The organism is Legionella feeleii, from assembly GCF_001467625.1.
GTDB lineage: Bacteria > Pseudomonadota > Gammaproteobacteria > Legionellales > Legionellaceae > Tatlockia > Tatlockia feeleii.
This window is the reverse complement of record NZ_LNYB01000018.1, coordinates 52,008-71,064: the sequence shown is the minus strand read 5'-3', so window position 1 is coordinate 71,064 and position 19,057 is coordinate 52,008. Positions and strand designations below refer to the sequence as shown.

Sequence of the window (19,057 nt, the reverse complement as noted above, 5' to 3'; positions counted from 1 at the left end):
GGCATACCCCTTTGGAGAGAACAACTATGAGCAGTAGTGATCTGCAAACTCAATGGGCTTCTTCCTACTTGTCAGGTGGAAGTATGGCTTATGTCGATGGTCTATATGAAGACTACCTGACTGATCCGGATTCAGTCCCTGCAGACTGGCGGGCAGCTTTTGATGCCTTGCCAAAGGTCAATGGTGCGACAAACGAGATTTCCCATCGCGATATCCGCGATTATTTTCTGCAAGCCAGCGATAAGAAACGGACACAGGTTGTTACTTCTGAGGATAGTAAACAGTACCAGGTGGCTCACTTAATGAATGCTTACCGTTCCCATGGCCACCATGCTGCTAAGCTTGATCCTTTGGAAATGGCTGAACGGGTCAATGTACCAAGCCTTGAGTTGAGTTATCACCAACTCTCAGAAGCAGATATGAATCGCTCATTTTTTGCCGGTAAATATTTCAATGGTTCTGAGATGCCGCTCCATGAGATATACCAGGCATTACGTGATACCTATTGCGGAAGTATTGGCATAGAGTATATGCATATTTCTGACAACGCAGAAACAGAGTGGCTGCAGCAAAAGATGGAATCTGCCCGAGGTCGGCCCAGTTTTGATAAGCAGAAAAAACTTAATATTCTTAGCGAACTAATCGCGGCTGATGGTCTAGAGCGCTATTTGGGAACACGTTATGTAGGTCAAAAGCGATTCTCACTTGAAGGCGGGGATGCTTTTATTCCTATGATGAAAGAGCTTATTCGCAGAGGTGGTAGTGAAGGCGTTAAGGAAATCGTTATTGGCATGGCGCATCGCGGCCGTTTAAACGTTTTGGTCAATGTATTGGGTAAAGAGCCTGACCAACTGTTCCAGGAATTTGAAGGAAAGGTTAAATATGAGCGTACTGGCGATGTGAAGTACCACATGGGCTTTTCTTCAGACATACGTACGGAAACAGGGGAAATTGTGCATCTGGCTTTGGCATTTAACCCCTCACATTTAGAAATCATTGGTCCAGTGGTTGAAGGCTCTGCTCGCTCCCGTCTGCGACGTCAACATGATTTGGATAAGAAAGATAAGGTTGTTCCTGTTGTTGTTCATGGTGATGCAGCGTTTGCAGGCCAGGGCGTAGTCATGGAAACGTTTAATTTTTCTCAAGCCCGTGGTTACTCAACCGGTGGAACAATTCATATTGTGATTAATAACCAAATTGGTTTCACCACCTCAAATCCTTTGGATGCACGATCTACCCTATATTGCACTGATGTGGCAAAAATGGTGCAGGCACCTGTTATTCACGTTAATGGTGACGATCCAGAGGCTGTTGTTTTTGCGACGCAAATTGCTTTTGATTTTAGAATGAAATTTAAACGCGACGTGGTAGTTGATCTGGTTTGCTATCGCCGCCATGGCCATAATGAGGCCGATGAACCTGCGGTTACACAGCCTGGCATGTATAAAAAAATCAAATCAATGCCTACGTTACGGGAAATCTACGCTGAGGAATTAATAACCCAGAACCTTATTAGCAGCAAAGAAGTGGATAAGTTGGTAGAGGATTATCGCGAGAGGCTCGATAAAGGGCAGGCGGTTGTTGAATTGGTCCGTGGTGATTATGAAGGACGAGTCTCTGTTGACTGGACTCCCTATATTAATGCGAAATGGACGGATAAAGCCGATACCACGATTAGCAAAAGCACGTTGCAATTGCTCTCCAAACAGCTACACACGTTACCAGATGGCTTTGAATTGCATCCCGTTGTCAAGCGTCTTCTTGCCGAGCGGGAAAAAATGACTGCTGAAGAAATCCCAATGAATTGGGGCTATGCAGAAACAATGGCTTACGCAAGCTTATTGCATGAAGGCTATGGTGTGCGCTTATCAGGACAGGATTGCGGTCGTGGAACCTTCGCTCACCGACATGCGGTATTACATGATGTAGTAAATGGGGAAACCTACGTCCCGCTTGAAAAAACAGTGACTGATCCCCACAAATTTTTCACGGTTATTGATTCTGTCCTGTCAGAGGAAGCGGTACTTGCTTTTGAATACGGATATGCCTCTTCTGAGCCGACGTCTCTCGTGTTATGGGAAGCCCAGTTTGGCGATTTTGCTAATGGCGCTCAAGTCGTTATCGATCAATTCATCAGTTCTGGTGAACAAAAATGGGGACGGTTGTGCGGTTTGGTAATGTTGTTACCACACGGTTACGAAGGACAGGGACCAGAGCATTCTTCTGCCCGCCTGGAGCGTTTTATGCAGCTTTGTGCGCAGCATAATATTCAGGTATGTACGCCAACAACACCCGCGCAAATGTTCCATATGTTGCGTCGTCAAATGTTACGTAAATTCCGCAAGCCTTTAATTGTCATGACACCAAAGAGTTTGTTACGCCACAAACTGGCTGTTTCACCTTTATCTGATTTAATGAAGGGTAAGTTCCATACGGTCATTCCAGAAATAGATGACATAAATGCAGCAAAAGTCACGAAAGTAGTGTTATGTTGTGGCAAAGTTTACTATGATCTGTTGCAAAAAAGACGCGATGATAAATTGAATCATGTAGCCATCGTGCGTGTGGAGCAACTTTATCCATTCCCGAAAAAAATGTTAACTCAGGAATTGGAAAAATTTCCGCAAGCAAGAAAGATCGTTTGGTGCCAGGAAGAGCCACAGAATCAAGGCGTATGGTTTTCTTCTCAACACAATATCATAGATTGTTTGCGAGATGATCAATCCTTGCATTATGCTGGCAGAGAGTTTGCGGCAGCTCCAGCAGTGGGTAGTGCCATACTGCACGCGCAACAGCAGCAAGCATTGGTTGAACAGGCGCTATTGGATTAATCGATTAGGCCTTTGATAATTCGACTATCTTGGCCTGAAAGTCTCAATTGTCTGAGCTCCGTTGCTCAACCTACTATTAGGTATGTTTTGATACGGTGCTCGAAAATTGAGACTTTTGAGTCAAGCTAGCGAATTGTCAGTAGCCCCTAGATAATATAAGAAGGTATAACCATGTCTATTGAAGTTAAAGTCCCTGCTTTACCTGAATCGGTAGCAGATGCCACTATAGCTGCGTTGCATAAGAAAGTTGGTGACAGAGTTACCCGCGATGAGAACCTCATTGATTTGGAAACAGATAAGGTGGTACTTGAAGTACCAGCTCCTGCCGATGGCGTATTGAAAGAGCTCCTCTTTAAAGAGGGCGATACGGTTCAATCTGGTCAACTGTTAGCACGCATAGAAGCAGGTGCTGCTGCTGAACAACCTGTAGCTAAAGAAGAAAAGCAGCCTGCTAAAGAGGCTAATCTTGCTAGTGAGGATAAAGCAGCAAGTCCAGCCGTAAGGCGCTTGCTGGCAGAGAATGATTTGCAGTCCGGCCAGATTCCTGGTTCAGGTAAAGATGGTCGTATTACGAAGGAAGATGTGATTGCGTTTATTGAATCAGGTCGCGAAAAATCATCCACACCCGCAACTGCAAAGGCTGAGCCAGTTGCTCAACTCCCGATGGGAGCACGTGAAGAGCGTCGCGTACCGATGTCGAGACTAAGGGCAAAAATTGCGGAACGCTTGGTACAAGCACAACATAATGCCGCCATGTTGACAACTTTTAACGAAGTTAATTTGAAAGCAGTCATGGATTTGCGTGCTCAATATAAAGATGGCTTTGAGAAAAAGCATGGTGTAAAACTCGGTTTTATGTCTTTCTTCACCAAGGCTGTGGTTGAGTCTTTGAAGCGTTTCCCGGCAGTAAATGCCTCTATTGACGGACAGGACATTGTCTACCACGGCTATTATGATGTTGGTATTGCTGTGTCAACTGAACGTGGTCTGGTTGTTCCAGTGGTAAGGGATGCTGATCAAATGAGTATGGCTGATATAGAAAAGGCTATTAATGATTCAGCAACGCGTGCCAGACAAGGTAAGTTAAGCATGGAAGAAATGCAGGGCGGGACTTTTACCATTACCAATGGTGGCGTATTTGGATCTTTATTAGCAACACCTATCATCAATCCTCCGCAAACCGGTATTTTGGGTATGCATAAAATCGAAGATAGACCCATTGTTGAAAAAGGCCAGATCGTTATTCGTCCAATGATGTATGTGGCACTTTCCTATGACCACCGTTTAATTGATGGTAAAGAATCAGTGCAGTTCCTGGTGAGTGTGAAAGAGCTGCTCGAAGATCCATCGCGTTTATTACTGAATGTTTGATAATAAAATTTAACCGCAAGACCCGCGTTGACGGGTTTTGCTTTTTTAAGGGTGCTAACGATGAATTTACATGAATATCAGGCCAAGCAATTATTTGCCAGCTATGGCTTACCAACTCCCCGCGGTCAGGTAGCTTATAATGTGGAAGATGCTTTGCAAGTCGCTTCTCAGTTAACAACACCAAGATGGGTTGTCAAAGCTCAGGTGCATGCAGGTGGCCGGGGTAAAGCAGGCGGCGTTAAACTGGTTTCTACTAAAGATGAATTAGCTGCAGTTGCCAAGTCATTGTTGGGTACACGTTTAGTCACTTATCAGACTGATGCGAAAGGACAACCGGTAAATGCTGTTCTGGTCGAGGAAACTTGCGATATTGCGCGAGAACTCTATCTTGGTGCCGTTGTTGATAGGGCTACGCGACGAGTAGTTATCATGGCATCCACAGAGGGTGGCGTGGAGATTGAAAAAGTAGCCCATGAAACACCTGAGAAAATTTTCAAGGTGGTGGTTGATCCTCTAGTCGGAGTGATGCCTTACCAATGCCGTGAAGTGGGTTTCAAGCTCGGTTTGAACGATGAGCAAATCAAGCAATTTACTCACTTAATGCTGGCCCTTGGTAAAATGTTTGTTGAGTGTGACCTCAGCTTGCTGGAAATTAACCCGCTCGTGGTTACCAAAACAGGCCAACTTCTTTGTCTGGACGGCAAAATTAATATTGATGGAAATGCCCTATACCGACAACCCAAATTAAAAAGCATGCGTGATACTACTCAGGAAGATGAGCGTGAAAATCGTGCAACGGATTGGGAATTGAACTACATTCCATTGGATGGTTCAATCGGCTGTATGGTGAACGGCGCTGGTTTGGCTATGGCAACCATGGATGTAATCAAGCTGCATGGCGGTGAGCCGGCAAATTTCCTCGACGTGGGAGGTGGTGCCACGAAAGAACGCGTCAGTGAAGCCTTCAAAATTATCCTTTCTGACGAAAATGTCAAAGGTATTTTGGTTAATATTTTCGGTGGTATTGTTCGTTGTGATTTAATTGCAGAAGGCATTATTGCGGCTGTTAAAGAAGTGGACGTTAAAGTACCTGTCGTTGTGCGTCTTGAAGGAAATAATGCAAAACTGGGTGCTGAAATTTTAAATAAGAGTGATTTAAATGTAATCGCCGCAAACAGCTTAACTGATGCAGCGAAAAAGATCGTGGCGGCTGTCGCCTAATTATCCACTTGGCTACAACCCAGGTGAGTAAATGGGAAGAGCCGGAACTAAATTTGAGGTTAAGCAATGAGTGTATTAGTAAATAAACAAACTAAAGTGATCTGCCAGGGTTTTACTGGCAAACAAGGTACCTTGCATACAGAGCAAGCGATTGAATATGGTACGCGCATGGTTGGCGGAGTAACCCCAGGTAAAGGTGGTCAGACTCATCTAGGCTTGCCTGTCTTTAACACGGTGCGTGAAGCCGTTGAGGAAACAGGTGCAGATGCCAGCGTGATCTATGTGCCGGCGCCATTCTGCAAAGATTCCATCTTGGAAGCAGCTGATGCTGGTATTAAATTAATTGTTTGTATCACTGAAGGTGTTCCAGTACTGGATATGCTGCAAGTTAAAGTGTATTTAGAGAATAATACACAAGCGAGACTTATTGGTCCTAATTGTCCAGGTATCATTACTCCTGGTGAATGTAAAATTGGTATCATGCCTGGTTCCATTCATTTACCTGGGAAAGTTGGTATTGTTTCTCGCTCTGGTACATTAACTTATGAAGCGGTAAAACAAACTACCGACAAAGGTTTTGGTCAAAGTACTTGCATAGGAATTGGTGGCGATCCTATTCCAGGAACTACTTTTATCGATGCCTTGGCTCTTTTTGAAAAGGACAGCCAGACACAAGCGATCATTATGGTCGGTGAAATTGGTGGTTCAGCAGAAGAAGAAGCCGCTGAATACATTAAATCAAATGTTAGCAAGCCAGTCGTCTCCTACATCGCTGGTGTTACTGCACCTGCAGGCAAGCGCATGGGGCACGCGGGGGCAATTATTTCGGGTGGTAAAGGTACTGCTGCGGAAAAATTTGCCGCATTGGAAGCTGCAGGTGTAAGAACAGTTCATTCGCCAGCTGATTTGGGTGATGCTATCGCCGAAGTGACTGGTTGGTAATAAAAAAAAGTCAGGTTCTTTTTCAAGGAAAAGAGCCTGATTTCCTCTCTCTATGTAGAATTAATTTAATTAGACGTCCTTCCAGTCTTCAATAGCTACACCTAAATTTTTAAGTCTTTGAAAACAAGAGATTGAATCAGAAAATAAGATCGTATGAAGGCCTAGCAAGCTCGCTGCTTGAGTGTTTGGTTCGTGATCGTCAATAAATAGTGTCTCACGGGCAATTAAATGATTTCTTTGTAATGCATAATTAAAAATTTCTTGACTAGGCTTCATAAAACCAATATCTGCCGAAACAGTAGAGTGAGTAAAATAATCCCAGAAATCATACTTATTTTTTAAATAAAGGATAATTTCCTTTATATTGTCAGTCAGCGCAAACAAATGATAGCCATTCTTATGTAATGACTTGATGAGGTCTGTGGTTCCAGGAATTAGCACTTGCGTAGACTTTACATAATTGAAAAGGGCAGTGAGATGTTGGGCATCGATATCTTTAAGCTCGGAGAGATAGTGCTGTTTTACCTCCTCTTCAGAAATTTTGCCTAAATTCAAATTGATCCAAATACTGCTTCTAAATATTTTTTCAACTAAATATTCCTGTTGATGCGGTTCATAATTTGGAAAAGTATTTCTAATAATCTCAGCGGGGGACCATCTGACAATCACATTGCCCACGTCAAAAATAATGTTCTTAATATTCATTTTGATAACCAATCATGTAGCCTGCGTTGCTTGCAACCAGGATTAAACGTGTCTTCCTCGGTAGCAATACCTTCAGACTTACCTTATGGTAAATCTTGGTTGCAAGCAACACAGACTACGCACTTATTTTTCATTTTGCTTACTAAGTTTGAGTCCTGACACCAATCTGTTATTTTTTAAACTTTTTACTGATGACCAAATCGAAGGCTGCTTTTTGCTCATCAGATAATTCCTTACGGCGTAAAGCCATCATTTCCTGGACACTACCTTGCACGCAACCCGGTGTTAATCTATCGATAATCAATGTGCCATTAAGATGGTCTATTTCATGTTGCAAAACTCTGGCATAAAATCCACTTTCAGTACTCGTGTGAGCTTGCCCATTTTCATCCTGGTAGTGAAGGCTTATTTGACTGTAGCGGGGGACCTTGCCTGCTTTACTAGACACGGAGTAACAACCTTCAAAATCATGAATAAATCCCTTTTCCTCAATTCCTTGATAGCTTGGGTTAATCATAATATGCATCGGATAAGTACGGACGTTATTTCTTAATAAAGCGGCTTCTTCAGGAATATAGATGGCAATAATTTGTTTAGCACGATTTACCTGGGGAGCTGCCAGACCAACACCACCCAGTTCATATAATTTTCCTTTCATCGCAGCAATGAGCTGTAAATCAGTAGCGCTTAGCGGAAAAGAAATCGGTTTAGCCGGCTTTCGCAAAACTTGACTATGGGCTACTTCTTCGACAGTGACAATTTCAAGCGCATATCCGTTATGTGAAGTCATGATAATTCCTGCCAGAAGTAAAAAAAATTGATACATAAGAAATACGTTAATGATGAAACAATTAATTTACAGAAAAAAGGGAAATCTATACAGTCCCCTGCTTTAGTATTTTATGGCTATATAACCTTCTGGTATTTAGTTTTATAATTTGATGACGTATCTAATTTTGGGAAGAGTATGAGTCATTGGCGAACTTTGGCGGAAATCCGTCGTGAATATGGTGATTTGAACCTTAATGAAGAGAGCGTTGAAGAATGTCCTATTACCCAGTTTAAACATTGGTTTGAAGAAGTATTGTTGTCTGAGAAAAGTGACCCAACAGCCATGGTTTTATCAACGGTAGATGAAAAAGGGTATCCGGATTCCCGAGTGGTCTTGCTTAAGGGTTTAGATGAGGGAACCTTTATTTTTTATACGAACTACGGAAGTAGCAAGTCGGTGCAATTAGGCCGTATTCCTTATGCAGCACTTAATTTCTATTGGCCTCAAATGGCTCGGCAGGTTCGAATTCGTGGCCGAGTAAAGCGCACGACAAAAAAGCAGTCGGATACTTATTTTGCCTCAAGGCCTGTAACCAGCCAATTAAGCGCAATTGCTTCGCCACAGAGCCAGAAAATTTCCGATAGAGAAAGCCTGGAGCGATCTCTTAATGAGCTAATAGCACAACATGGCCAAGAACCAATCGTTCGACCAAGGCATTGGGGAGGATATATCGTAATTCCTGATGAAATTGAGTTTTGGCAAGGACGGGATAACCGGTTACATGACCGAATTTTTTATTACAAAAGCAAGGGACAGTGGATTCATTGCCGTTTAGCCCCCTAATCTTGAATAAAATCAACGAGTTGATTTTTAATTTATTGTTGTGCTCTTTATTTTGTCAAGAAAGTGTAAAAAAGGTGCATACTCCAACACAAGGTCAGTCTCCAGTCGTAGAATGAATGTTAAGTGATATACAAAATCATGGCATTAAGAATGCATTTAATTTAGCAGGAAGCTAAAAATTACTGGTTATTTTGAAGGACTAAGAGAGGGTACCAACATGAGTGACACAACAGAGCTTTTACCACATATTAAATTACGTTTTAATATTGAACACCCAAGTTTTGAAGAGTGTTATACGGATGGTTACGAGTGTGCCCTGGCTGATATTCAGGAAGATGAAAATCCTTTCAGTGAAGGTAGTCAGGAATACTATCAATGGCTTGAAGGCTGGTGGGCTGGATTTTATGGTGAGAAACCATTGTTTGAGCTCACAGCAGATGCTCCGATAAATGAGGAACCTGCCGCAGCAAATGATCAGTCTTATCAGCGCCCACATAGCCTGGTAAGTAGTAGTTTCTTCGCGAATGTACTCAAAATTACGGGTGCAATAGCTGCAACAGCTGTGGTCGGTTACCAGGTGTTGGATCTGGTTGCCTAAGAGCAATAAGACCAAGGCTCATTCTATTTGATCTGGGAAATTAGAGTTGTTTCCCCAGGTCGAATCAGGGTCTGCTGAACATGTCTACTATCTTGGCTGAAAAGGAATGCTTTTCGACTCAAGCGCGTAGAATGGAACAGACCCTGGTGCGTTATTTAAACAATTTTAAGACCATGGAGCGCATTCTAGCCAATTCTGCTGGATTAAATTCTTTATAAATTGGGCTGCCAATATTAAGACAAACGGTGACTTGCTCACCAATACCTTTCAGTAGATCAACACCTGACAATTTAAGAAGCTGAATCGCATCACTAATCTCATCTGCCCAATGATCAAAATAGTCCATATTAGTAAATACGGGTAGAAGAAATTCACCGTTGTTTTCTATATATAATACCTCTGGTTGATCAGCGGCTGAGTTTTTGTCAATTGGAATAATAAAATTCGCTTTGATGAACTCTAAATAAGCTTTGTTTGCTTCCTTAGAGTTGCCGGCCGAATCCAATGCATGTTTTATTGCTAATTCAAGATCATTCATTCGCTTTATACCTGCTAAAAGCGGAATTATATCTAATTTTCGCTCCAGTTACTGCTTAGTTGCAATTAAAAAAACGTTATTCATATATACAGTCTGTTAGAAAAATGCTAAGTTCTAGAATGCTCATTGTGTTGAAATAATTGTCGGTAACAGTATAATCCAGGGTTGACTCTGTGTTTTTATTAGACAAAATCCTGGTTTTACTCTACAACTAATCGATTGATTTTTATTTCAATCAGGACGAAAATACTAGCTGAGTACTGAATTATGAATATGATGGTAATGTCTGAAAGTGATAAAGCAAGTCGTATAAATCAATTAGGTTTTGCATGGATTGTTTGGGGATTAGCAGCTGCATTTTACTTCTCTGACTATCTGGCGCGCGTAGCTCCCGGAGTTATGCACCGAAGCCTGCAAATTGATTTCGGAATCAATGAGGCCGGGTTTGGTATCCTGACCGCTTCGTTTTATTTCCCTTATATTCTGATGCAAATTCCCGTTGGACTTACAGTAGATCGTCTGAGTATCCGTGCAATTTTAACCGTCATGTCTTTAATCACTGCTCTGGGCTGTGGTGTTTTTGGCTTGGCTGATGGCTTAATGATGGCTTCAGTAGGGCGTATGTTGATTGGTTTTAGCGCCGCGTTTGCCTTTGTTAGCTCCTTACGTTTAGCGACATCCTGGTTTCCTCCAGCCATGCTGGGCTTATTAGCAGGTTTAACGCAAGCACTTGGTATGTTAGGGGCCGCAGCTGGCGAAGCTCCCGTTTCCTTTTTAGTTGCCAATGTTGGTTGGCGGCATAGTATGTTAATTATTGCCTTTTTATTTATTGCACTAGCTGGTCTTTTATATCAGTTTGTCCAGGACAAACCTGGTACGAAGCGACGTGAAATCAAGTATGAAGCAAGACTGAGTATTGTAGAAAGTTTGCGTATTATTTTGTCGCATCGACAAACTTGGCTAAATGCACTCTATGCGGGCTTTCTATTTGGACCTACTGCTGTTATCGGTGAAGCCATCGGTCCGGCTTATTTACAATATGGCCGTGGTTTAACTGCCCATACTGCAGCTTTTGCAACAGGCCTGATCTTTATTGGCTGGGGAATTAGCGGTCCACTGTCAGGTTGGTTGTCAGATAGAATGGGGCGTCGCAAGCCATTAATGATTTTTTCTGCCTTGTGCGGTATTGTTTTAAGTTCATTGTTTGTCTTTTACCCCTCCCTGGATAAAACGTCGGCTTACCTTATTTTCTTTTTGTTTGGCTTGACCAATACTGGTGTCGCTATTGCCTATGCGGTATCGACTGAGATTCATGAAAGCAACGTGGTAGGTACTTCAATTGCGTTTACCAATATGATTTCTATTTTTGTTGGTGCACTAATGCAGCCGTTGGTAGGCCGTTTGGTTGATTTGGTAGCAGGTCCTCGAGCATACAATGTGGAGTCTTTATTGCTTTCCGATTTTCAGGCCGGTTTGAAAATATTGCCGCTTTGTTCGCTTGTTGCTTTGATCCTGGCATTTACAGTGAAAGAAACTTACTGCAAGCCTATTCGTAAGATGTAGTACCTCTTGAATTCTCTTTATAACCAATTGCCGTGCTGATACACGGCAATTGGCCGAGTTTTTTCCAATGGGCAATCCGGATTTCGCAGAAAATACGCCAGGCCCTTCCAATGGCGTGTCCCGGTTCTACGCCTGAAGTATCTCAGCTAGACAATCTATTATATTTAAGTCCATTTGTAGGCTCTTACCCTGTTTTTATTCGCATATTTCTTTGCTAGTTAGTGAATCTCGTGTTTTAATTATGGCGGTAACCCTCTGCGGTGGTGGAATTGCTTTCTTCCTCTGCACAGGACGAACACTAACACGGAGATAATAATGAAAAAATTCACAGGATTAGTGGTTCTTTTAGCCGCTCTAGTCCTCGGCTCTTATTATGGTATGGGTTATCTCACTGAGCGTAAGGTGAGAGAAAGCCTTAATATAGTCAATCAATCCAATGGTGTTGCTGCTGAAATTGTGCAGTACAAGCGTGGTTGGTTTACTTCTGAGGCTTCATTGGACTGGCGTTTACATGTTCCTGAGCGTGTAGTGCAGAAAGATGGTACATCCCAGACAGTTCCTGCTGAAGATTACCAAATACAAATGCCGATTACTATTTACCATGGTCCCGTCATATTCTCAGATCGCGGCATAAAATTCGGTTTAGGCTTTGCTCATACTGTATTAACTTTACCAGCACAATATACTGATAAATTTAATAACTTATTCTCAAGCCAATCTACTCAACCAAAGTTAGATATGAGCTTTTTTGTAAATTATTTAGGTAATACGAGTATTGATACCTCTTTGCCTGCCTTCAAGTTGTTTGCTAAAGAAGGAAATGCGCAATTTAATTGGTTGGGCATGTCAACATCAACCAGTGTTTCCTCTAGTATGAGTGAAGTGGATGGTAATATCACCATTGATGGTTTGCATTTTACGAAAGACCAAATCGATACAACGATGTCGGCTATTACTAGCGAATATAATTTACACAAGACGCCAACAGGTTTGTTCTTGGGTGATGCCAGTTTATCTTTCCCATCACTCGTAGTCATGAATAAGGACGCTAAGCTGCTTGAGTTAGGCCAATTCGACATGCGTTCTAATAGCGATATTGACGATGGCTTATTTAGTTCGCAGTTTAAAACGTCATTAGAAAAAATAGTCGCTAACGGCAAAACTTATGGTCCAGGTAATTTAGAAGTAGCTATCAGAAATCTCGATGCAGATGTATTAGCTAAATTGAATGACCAATTAAATCAGCTGCAACAAGGTACAGATGCTCAACGTCAACAAGCCGTGTTAGCCATGCTGCCTGAGTTACCAAGGTTGTTTAGCAAGGGCGCTGAGTTTGAAATTTCAGAAATGAATTTTGTCATGCCTCAGGGAACACTCGAGGGCAACTTAATGGTTTCCTTGCCGAAAGGTGAATTTGGTAATCCTTTTGAGCTCATGCAAAAAATTCAAGGCAACGGTAAGTTGAAGATCCCTGCTGCGGTTGTACAACAGCTAATGACAGAATCAATTAAGCAAAAGATGATGTCACCACAGCCTAGTTCAAGTCAGCAAGGTGCTGTTGATCAAGTACAGCCACAAGCCAGTACTGATACTACTACGCAAGCTGCTACAAGCTCTGCCGATGTCAATGAGCAGGCTACCACAATGGCTACCAAGCAATTGTCTACCCTGGTACAGAATGGCGTCCTGACAGTACAAGGAAGTGATTACGTGATTGAAGTGAGTCTTAACCAAGGTCAATTGGCAGTTAATGGCAAACCTTTCAATCCAGCTATGTTGAAATTTTAATAGGCAAAATTGGCTAATTTGAGTGGGCTTAGATATTTTAAGCCCATTCAGTGATTCCTGATTTTTAAGTCAAATTTGCTAGGTCTAGACTTGTCAGGAATTGCTCAATTGGGTAAGATGCTGCTTTTAAAAGGAGGAGTTAATAAGAATGACAACAATCGGTAATGAGGCCGGAGATACTACTTCGTCGTTGGCTGCGAGTGTTACTCAATCAGTGCAGAAATATTTCACCGAGCTGAAGGGAACTGATCCTGTTGATCTGTACCAATTTGTTCTTGAAGAAATTGAGACACCGCTATTTCGTGCTGTGATGGAGCATTGCAAATATAACCAGTCACGTGCTGCCATTATGCTTGGAATTAGTAGAGGTACATTAAGAACTAAGCTGCGTCGTTACTTTGATGACAAGTACGTAGGTACACGAGATTAAGCGCCTGCTTTCTGCGTTAATCATTAAATCAAAAAAGGGGAACTTATTTCCCCTTTTTCATTTTTGGGCGTTAAATCCATTATTGTTTCCGGATCCCGGGGCGCTTAGTGACAAAGGCTTTCAAGCCACATTTGGCAGGGGATAAGAAAGAGTAAATACTATTTACAGAACAACGAAAGAGCTGCATCAGACAGCCCTGGTTTTGCAAAACTGCTCCACCAAGGCATAGAGATCAAACTGTCCAGAGATTTTTGTCTGCTTACTCGGCAAACATTGAGCTTACAGATTCCTCAACATTAACACGCTTTATCGCTTGCGCTAACATATCTGCCAAACTGACAACTCGGATCTTCTTACATTGCTTGGCTGCTTCTGACAGGGGAATCGTGTCAGTAACAACAATTTCATCTAAAGAAGAGTTAACTATATTATTGACAGCAGGACCAGACAGCACTGGATGAGTAACGTAAGCCCGCACGCTAATAGCACCATTTTGCTTAAGTTGATGCGCCGCAGAACATAAGGTACCTGCAGTATCAACAATGTCATCAACAATGAGGCAGTGTCTACCAGCTGGTTCACCGATAATGTGCATGACTTCAGACTTATTGGGTCCACTACGTCGTTTATCAATAATAGATAATTCAGTGTCATTAAGAAGTTTGGCCATTGCCCTGGCACGCACTACTCCACCTACATCAGGGGAGACAACCATCAGATCAGTTAGATTTTTCTCTCTGATATCTTCCAGCAGAACAGGAGTGGAATACACGTTATCTACAGGCATGTAGAAAAAACCTTGAATCTGATCAGCGTGTAAATCGACGGTAAGAACGCGACAAATGCCCACAGAAGCCATCATATCAGCAACTACTTTTGCAGTAATAGGTACTCTTGCGGAACGCACTCGCCGGTCTTGGCGGGCGTAACCAAAATAAGGCACGACAGCGGTAATTCGTCCTGCTGATGAACGGCGCATGGCATCTGCCATACTTAATAATTCCATTAAATTGTCATTAGCTGGTGCACAAGTGGATTGGACAACAAAGACGTCCCTACCACGTACGTTTTCGAGTATTTCAACCATAGTCTCGCCATCGCTGAAAGTACCTACTGTAGCCTGACCAATAGGAATTTGCAGGTGAGAAGCTATTTTAAGTGCCAGCTCTGGATTAGCATTGCCGGTAAAGATCATCATTGTCGACATGTGCAAAAAACCTTAGATTCGAGTTTTAATCAGGTGACTTAAACACATAGCAGAAGACAGCCAGAAAGATATAGTTATTATTTGAGCGATCCGGTGAACGCATCCTTCCCGGTTATCTTCTGCCGTCTGTTTACTTGAATCAACAAGATTGTGGCTGGGGTGCTAGGATTCGAACCTAGGTATGCAGGGATCAAAACCCTGTGCCTTACCGCTTGGCGACACCCCAATAAGTTGTAGATTCTATTATTTCATCCGTGAATAATCATTGTGTGCATTGCTGCAATGTGCTGCGTATTTTGCAGAGAATTTAAAAGCTTGTCAACGTTGAAAAGAAAAAATTATTCTCTAGGGTTCACTACGCAAGGGAGAGGGAACGACTTGCAGAGTGCAAATGGTTCCCCGATACCCTATTCCTAGACCCGCCAACGTCTAATAACCACTTTAATGAAGACACCATTGCCTTGTAACCTTATCTGGCTTGGTAGTACATATTTACCAACCGTCGTGTATTGAGGGTATTCAATGGTGTAGCCAGATTGTCGTAGAAGGGTTAAACGGTTAGCTTGATCCTTTTTGGCTGATTGGACAGCGCCAGGTGCAGGTAAACCTCTTACCCAGTAATAGAGATTATTAACGGGTAGGCGAACCCCGGTTTGTTGCTTTAGCAGTTCATCAGCATTGGATGAGGACGCTGTTTTTGGGCCGTCACGCAAAGTAACTACCCCCCCTTTTTTATTGACAAGAACGGTGCCGCTGCCAAGAGGTCCGGATAAGCGAATCTGGTATTGGCCAGGACCGCTTTGTACCCAGTTAAGAGAGGCACTCCAGCCTTTGCTCTTATTTCGTGCTGCCATTGCACCGGAAATTTCCCAGGAAGAAACAGCGGTGGGAGAGGTGCCGGCAACTCGTGATGTAGTATCAGCAGTACGATTAGCTTTATCGGTAGTTCCCGTGTTAGCGCCTGCAACAGTCGTTTTACCAGTTGCTGTTGAAGTTCCTGCTGCAGACTGAGTCCCGCTTTTTGTTGTTGAGGAGGTGGAGTCAACATTAGGATTTGTTTCAATCGTGGGGTGGGGCGCACAGGCAGTCAACAAAACAACAGCGGCTAGAAAAAGATGTTTACTAGGAATCATTACATTTCTCCAATCCATATTGTAAAGAGGTTGCTAACTCACATCAGGTAAACGCTGGGTTGCGATGGGGTGAGTTAACGAGTCCTTGATGGTTGCCAATAGTTTTTCTATCCACAATACGCTAGACTGCTTAAACTTGCAATTGTGATGTGGCATTATGAAAAATAAAGCGATTTATCCTGGTACTTTTGATCCGATAACGAATGGTCACGTTGACATTATCGCGCGCGCATCCCAGTTATTTCCTGAAATAGTTGTTGCTGTCGCCAGTAATCAAGCTAAACGTCCTTATCTAACATTACAGACTCGTATTGAGTTAATAAAAACGGCTGTAGGGCATTTGCCGGGCGTCTCGGTGATTGGCTTTGATAACTTATTAATAGATTTTGCGCGTGAACAAAAAGCAGGCATTATTTTGCGTGGTTTGCGTGCAGTAAACGATTTTGAATATGAGTTTCAACTGGCAGGTATGAATCGTAAATTATGTCAAGACATTGAAACGCTGTTTTTAACACCTTCTGAACATCTGTTGTTTATTTCATCAACTTTGGTGCGGGAAATTGCCCAACTTGACGGCGATGTATCACAATTTGTGCCAGCAGCTGTTGTTGGCGCCTTACAGGACAGGAAGAAACAAGGGCTATGAGAGGAACAAAGTTCTTATTGACGGTTATCCTATTTTTAATTCTTAATCCCGTCAGTGCGAAAGAGTATGCGGAAAAGCCTTCCGGCTATGCAGTGGCTTCCGCGCATCCCCTGGCAACGAATGCGGGTTTGGACATTCTTGCTGCTGGAGGTAATGCCTTCGACGCAGCAGTAGCTGTTGCTGCTGTACTTGCCGTTGTTGAGCCCTACCATTCCGGTCTGGGTGGTGGTGGATTTTGGTTGCTGCATCAAGCGAAAGAAAAGAAAAATATTTTTATTGATGGCCGTGAGACAGCGCCTCTGGCCGCTTCAAAAACGATGTTTTTGGGAACCGATGGTAATCCTGTACCCGGATTATCGTTAAATGGGGGGCTGGCTGCTGCTATTCCTGGTGAGCCGGCAGCATTGGTTTATATTGCCGAGCATTATGGCCGTTTGCCCTTAGCCAAATCATTAGCGCCTGCCATTCGTCTTGCTGAGGAAGGTTTTATTGTTGATCATCAATTTAATTACTTTTCAGTAATGGATGACCGGCTACAAATGTTGCAGCGTTTCCCTGCTACAGCAGCAGTTTTTTTGCATGATGGAAAACCTTATCAAATTGGAGAACGTCTTAAACAACCTGATCTGGCAAAAACGCTAAGATTACTTGCCGAGAAGGGACACGATGGATTTTATCGTGGTGAGGTGGCAGAGCGTTTAGTAAAGGGAGTGAATGCAGCAGGTGGTATTTGGTCACTGAAAGATTTGGCTGCATACCAAATCAAAGTGCGTGAACCTTTACAAGGTGCTTACCATAACATGCTAATTATTACTGCACCACCTCCATCTGCAGGTGGAGTGACTTTATTAACCATGTTAAATATAGTGTCTGCGTATCCTTTATCAACGTTTAGTAAAAGCCAATGGATTCATTATTTGACTGAAGCGATGCGGCTCGCTTTTTGGCAACGTACGAGGTTCCTGGCGGATCCCGATTTTGAACAAATCCCGCTGGACAAATTACTGTCAGCGGATAATGCAAAGCAGCTTCGCTCCCTGATTCCTCCAAACAAAGCGTTACAAAGTGATGTTTTACAAGGCCATGCCAGCAAAGATGGCAGTGGGAATACAACACATGTTTCTATCATCGATAACGAAGGAAATCGGGTGTCAGCAACCATGACAGTGAATTTTATTTTTGGCTCCAGTGTTGTTGCTGAAGGAACAGGCGTATTACTAAATGATGAAATGGATGATTTCTCGAGTAAACCTGGTGAGAGAAATGTATTTGGTATTGTTGGTACTGAAAAAAATAGTATTGCCCCTGGCAAGAGACCTTTATCAAGTATGACGCCAAGTTTTCTTGAAATGCCCGGCCGAATCGCGATTGTGGGTACGCCGGGTGGGAGCCGCATCCCGACAATGGTATTTCTTGCCGCACTGGGTTTTTATGATTACTCTGGAGCAATCTCTATGGTTTCGGCAATGCGTTTCCATCACCAATACTTACCCGATTGGCTGCAGTTTGAACCGGAAACATTTTCTCCGGCTTTGCAGGCTGAATTAAAAGCGATGGGTTATAAACTAATGGCTTTGAATCAATATTATGGGGATATGCAGGCAATTACCTGGGATAAAGAAAAGAATTTCATCACGGCAACGTCAGATCCAAGGCACATCGGCTTGTCAGCCACCATTGGAGTAAACCAGGATGGCTATGGTGTTACCCACTAAATTATTCGGGCGCTGTTTCTCCTACCAGCGCCTTAATAGACTGATAGACCTCGTGCACCAGTTCATCTTTATCCTTAATGGTATATTGCGAAGCATCAATTGGCTTGCCAACATGAATTTCAGCAATTTGATTAAGATTAAATTGAGTTGTGCGTGCAGGTAAAATGTCATAAGCGCCCCGAATACCAATCGGAATAATGGTTGCCTTCGTTTCAATAGCAGTAATAAATGCCCCTTTTTTAAAAGGCGCTAATTTACCATCTTTTGAACGAGTGCCTTCCGGTGCTATCCACATAACAATTCCACTTTCCAGCAATTTACGTACTTCAGCCAAATCCTTTATCGCCTGGTGTCTATTTTTACGATCAACAAAAGGAAATTCTGCTGCTGCCATTCCTTTCCCCATAATAGGAATCTTTGATAATTCCTTTTTAGCTAACATGCGGATTGAATGATGCGGAAAGGCTTGAAAACTGATGGGGATATCATAAAGGCTGCTGTGATTACACATAATAATGGTTGCTTTCCCTGCCTGAGGTTCGACTTGATAAGGATTAACCACTTTACAGGTTACACCAACTAAATTGAGCAGGCGGTTTACCCATCGGTGAATCACTGCATCAGACCATGCGCGACTTTGCTTGCCAGATATGCGTTTAAGAATGGAACGCAAACAGGCATCGGCTGTACTGAGTATGGAAAGAAACATTATCCACTGGGTGCGTAGTTTACTAATCTTCATAGTTAATCATTA

General features: G+C 42.8%; 17 protein-coding genes and 1 tRNA gene. 11 read left to right on the top strand and 7 right to left on the bottom strand.

The genetic code is table 11. The features are described 5' to 3' along the window. Positions 1 to 26 precede the first annotated feature (26 nt). The 4 genes from Lfee_RS03130 to sucD all read left to right on the top strand — a co-directional run bounded on the left by Lfee_RS03130 (position 27) and on the right by sucD (position 6,365). Entirely contained in the window at positions 27 to 2,831 is a 2,805-nt protein-coding gene (locus tag Lfee_RS03130; protein ID WP_058443831.1) for a 2-oxoglutarate dehydrogenase E1 component, read from the top strand. A 171-nt stretch (positions 2,832 to 3,002) separates the two neighbouring features. Then, positions 3,003 to 4,202, top strand: coding sequence for a 2-oxoglutarate dehydrogenase complex dihydrolipoyllysine-residue succinyltransferase (odhB, locus tag Lfee_RS03125; RefSeq protein WP_058443830.1), 1,200 nt, complete (start codon positions 3,003 to 3,005; stop codon positions 4,200 to 4,202). A 60-nt stretch (positions 4,203 to 4,262) separates the two neighbouring features. Further along, the gene (gene sucC, locus Lfee_RS03120; protein WP_058443829.1) at positions 4,263 to 5,423 is read left to right on the top strand and encodes an ADP-forming succinate--CoA ligase subunit beta; all 1,161 of its coding nucleotides are present in this window, start codon (positions 4,263 to 4,265) and stop codon (positions 5,421 to 5,423) included. A gap of 66 nt (positions 5,424 to 5,489) precedes the next feature. Beyond that, entirely contained in the window at positions 5,490 to 6,365 is an 876-nt protein-coding gene (gene sucD, locus Lfee_RS03115; protein WP_058443828.1) for a succinate--CoA ligase subunit alpha, read from the top strand. Positions 6,366 to 6,434: 69 nt separating this feature from the next. On the opposite strand, the gene Lfee_RS03110 is transcribed toward sucD, so the two are convergent. Continuing rightward, positions 6,435 to 7,070, bottom strand: coding sequence for an HAD family hydrolase (locus Lfee_RS03110; protein WP_058443827.1), 636 nt, complete (start codon positions 7,068 to 7,070; stop codon positions 6,435 to 6,437). A gap of 169 nt (positions 7,071 to 7,239) precedes the next feature. Then, positions 7,240 to 7,860, bottom strand: a complete 621-nt coding sequence (def, locus tag Lfee_RS03105) for a peptide deformylase (RefSeq protein WP_082646558.1) — start codon at positions 7,858 to 7,860, stop codon at positions 7,240 to 7,242. Between the two features lie 177 nt (positions 7,861 to 8,037). On the opposite strand from def, the gene pdxH reads away from it, so the two are divergent. Together pdxH and Lfee_RS03095 are read left to right on the top strand one after the other, a co-directional pair. Continuing rightward, complete coding sequence (pdxH, locus tag Lfee_RS03100) at positions 8,038 to 8,685, top strand: pyridoxamine 5'-phosphate oxidase (protein ID WP_058443825.1); 648 nt, start codon at positions 8,038 to 8,040, stop codon at positions 8,683 to 8,685. Between the two features lie 217 nt (positions 8,686 to 8,902). Then, the gene (locus tag Lfee_RS03095; RefSeq protein WP_058443824.1) at positions 8,903 to 9,283 is read left to right on the top strand and encodes a hypothetical protein; all 381 of its coding nucleotides are present in this window, start codon (positions 8,903 to 8,905) and stop codon (positions 9,281 to 9,283) included. 151 nt (positions 9,284 to 9,434) lie between these two features. On the opposite strand, the gene Lfee_RS03090 is transcribed toward Lfee_RS03095, so the two are convergent. After that, complete coding sequence (locus Lfee_RS03090) at positions 9,435 to 9,821, bottom strand: SseB family protein (protein ID WP_058443823.1); 387 nt, start codon at positions 9,819 to 9,821, stop codon at positions 9,435 to 9,437. A gap of 282 nt (positions 9,822 to 10,103) precedes the next feature. Between Lfee_RS03090 and Lfee_RS03085 the strand changes: the two genes are divergently transcribed. The 3 genes from Lfee_RS03085 to Lfee_RS03075 all read left to right on the top strand — a co-directional run bounded on the left by Lfee_RS03085 (position 10,104) and on the right by Lfee_RS03075 (position 13,602). Next, complete coding sequence (locus Lfee_RS03085) at positions 10,104 to 11,384, top strand: MFS transporter (RefSeq protein ID WP_162262659.1); 1,281 nt, start codon at positions 10,104 to 10,106, stop codon at positions 11,382 to 11,384. A gap of 315 nt (positions 11,385 to 11,699) precedes the next feature. Further along, positions 11,700 to 13,172, top strand: a complete 1,473-nt coding sequence (locus Lfee_RS03080; protein WP_058443821.1) for a YdgA family protein — start codon at positions 11,700 to 11,702, stop codon at positions 13,170 to 13,172. 148 nt (positions 13,173 to 13,320) lie between these two features. After that, a complete protein-coding gene (locus Lfee_RS03075; RefSeq protein WP_019215289.1) occupies positions 13,321 to 13,602 on the top strand; it encodes a helix-turn-helix domain-containing protein in 282 nt (93 codons plus the stop codon). A gap of 259 nt (positions 13,603 to 13,861) precedes the next feature. Here the strand turns inward: Lfee_RS03075 and Lfee_RS03070 are convergent, their stop codons facing one another. The 3 genes from Lfee_RS03070 to lolB form a co-directional block, all read right to left on the bottom strand. After that, positions 13,862 to 14,809, bottom strand: coding sequence for a ribose-phosphate pyrophosphokinase (locus tag Lfee_RS03070; protein WP_058443820.1), 948 nt, complete (start codon positions 14,807 to 14,809; stop codon positions 13,862 to 13,864). 151 nt (positions 14,810 to 14,960) lie between these two features. Then, positions 14,961 to 15,035: transfer RNA gene (locus tag Lfee_RS03065), tRNA-Gln, on the bottom strand. 187 nt (positions 15,036 to 15,222) lie between these two features. Further along, positions 15,223 to 15,942 (bottom strand): lipoprotein insertase outer membrane protein LolB, encoded by a 720-nt coding sequence (lolB, locus tag Lfee_RS17565; RefSeq protein ID WP_238584852.1) that lies wholly within the window; start codon positions 15,940 to 15,942, stop codon positions 15,223 to 15,225. Between the two features lie 157 nt (positions 15,943 to 16,099). Between lolB and coaD the strand changes: the two genes are divergently transcribed. Beyond that, positions 16,100 to 16,588, top strand: a complete 489-nt coding sequence (gene coaD, locus Lfee_RS03055) for a pantetheine-phosphate adenylyltransferase (protein WP_058443819.1) — start codon at positions 16,100 to 16,102, stop codon at positions 16,586 to 16,588. Beyond that, entirely contained in the window at positions 16,585 to 18,303 is a 1,719-nt protein-coding gene (ggt, locus tag Lfee_RS03050) for a gamma-glutamyltransferase (RefSeq protein ID WP_058443818.1), read from the top strand. Before coaD ends, ggt begins: the two co-directional genes overlap by 4 nt. A gap of 1 nt (position 18,304) precedes the next feature. Here the strand turns inward: ggt and Lfee_RS03045 are convergent, their stop codons facing one another. Continuing rightward, positions 18,305 to 19,045 (bottom strand): lysophospholipid acyltransferase family protein, encoded by a 741-nt coding sequence (locus Lfee_RS03045; protein WP_058443817.1) that lies wholly within the window; start codon positions 19,043 to 19,045, stop codon positions 18,305 to 18,307. Between the last annotated feature and the right edge of the window lie 12 nt (positions 19,046 to 19,057).

Coding starts and splice junctions, on each gene's coding strand:
- Lfee_RS03080 (WP_058443821.1), top strand. CDS start 11,700: ATGAAAAAATTCACAGGATTAGTGGTTCTTTTAGCCGCTCTAGTCCTC.
- Lfee_RS03090 (WP_058443823.1), bottom strand. CDS start 9,821: ATGAATGATCTTGAATTAGCAATAAAACATGCATTGGATTCGGCCGGC.
- Lfee_RS03070 (WP_058443820.1), bottom strand. CDS start 14,809: ATGTCGACAATGATGATCTTTACCGGCAATGCTAATCCAGAGCTGGCA.
- odhB (WP_058443830.1), top strand. CDS start 3,003: ATGTCTATTGAAGTTAAAGTCCCTGCTTTACCTGAATCGGTAGCAGAT.
- def (WP_082646558.1), bottom strand. CDS start 7,860: ATGACTTCACATAACGGATATGCGCTTGAAATTGTCACTGTCGAAGAA.
- Lfee_RS03095 (WP_058443824.1), top strand. CDS start 8,903: ATGAGTGACACAACAGAGCTTTTACCACATATTAAATTACGTTTTAAT.
- lolB (WP_238584852.1), bottom strand. CDS start 15,942: ATGATTCCTAGTAAACATCTTTTTCTAGCCGCTGTTGTTTTGTTGACT.
- Lfee_RS03075 (WP_019215289.1), top strand. CDS start 13,321: ATGACAACAATCGGTAATGAGGCCGGAGATACTACTTCGTCGTTGGCT.
- coaD (WP_058443819.1), top strand. CDS start 16,100: ATGAAAAATAAAGCGATTTATCCTGGTACTTTTGATCCGATAACGAAT.
- Lfee_RS03085 (WP_162262659.1), top strand. CDS start 10,104: ATGTCTGAAAGTGATAAAGCAAGTCGTATAAATCAATTAGGTTTTGCA.
- Lfee_RS03110 (WP_058443827.1), bottom strand. CDS start 7,070: ATGAATATTAAGAACATTATTTTTGACGTGGGCAATGTGATTGTCAGA.
- ggt (WP_058443818.1), top strand. CDS start 16,585: ATGAGAGGAACAAAGTTCTTATTGACGGTTATCCTATTTTTAATTCTT.
- sucC (WP_058443829.1), top strand. CDS start 4,263: ATGAATTTACATGAATATCAGGCCAAGCAATTATTTGCCAGCTATGGC.
- pdxH (WP_058443825.1), top strand. CDS start 8,038: ATGAGTCATTGGCGAACTTTGGCGGAAATCCGTCGTGAATATGGTGAT.
- Lfee_RS03045 (WP_058443817.1), bottom strand. CDS start 19,045: ATGAAGATTAGTAAACTACGCACCCAGTGGATAATGTTTCTTTCCATA.
- sucD (WP_058443828.1), top strand. CDS start 5,490: ATGAGTGTATTAGTAAATAAACAAACTAAAGTGATCTGCCAGGGTTTT.
- Lfee_RS03130 (WP_058443831.1), top strand. CDS start 27: ATGAGCAGTAGTGATCTGCAAACTCAATGGGCTTCTTCCTACTTGTCA.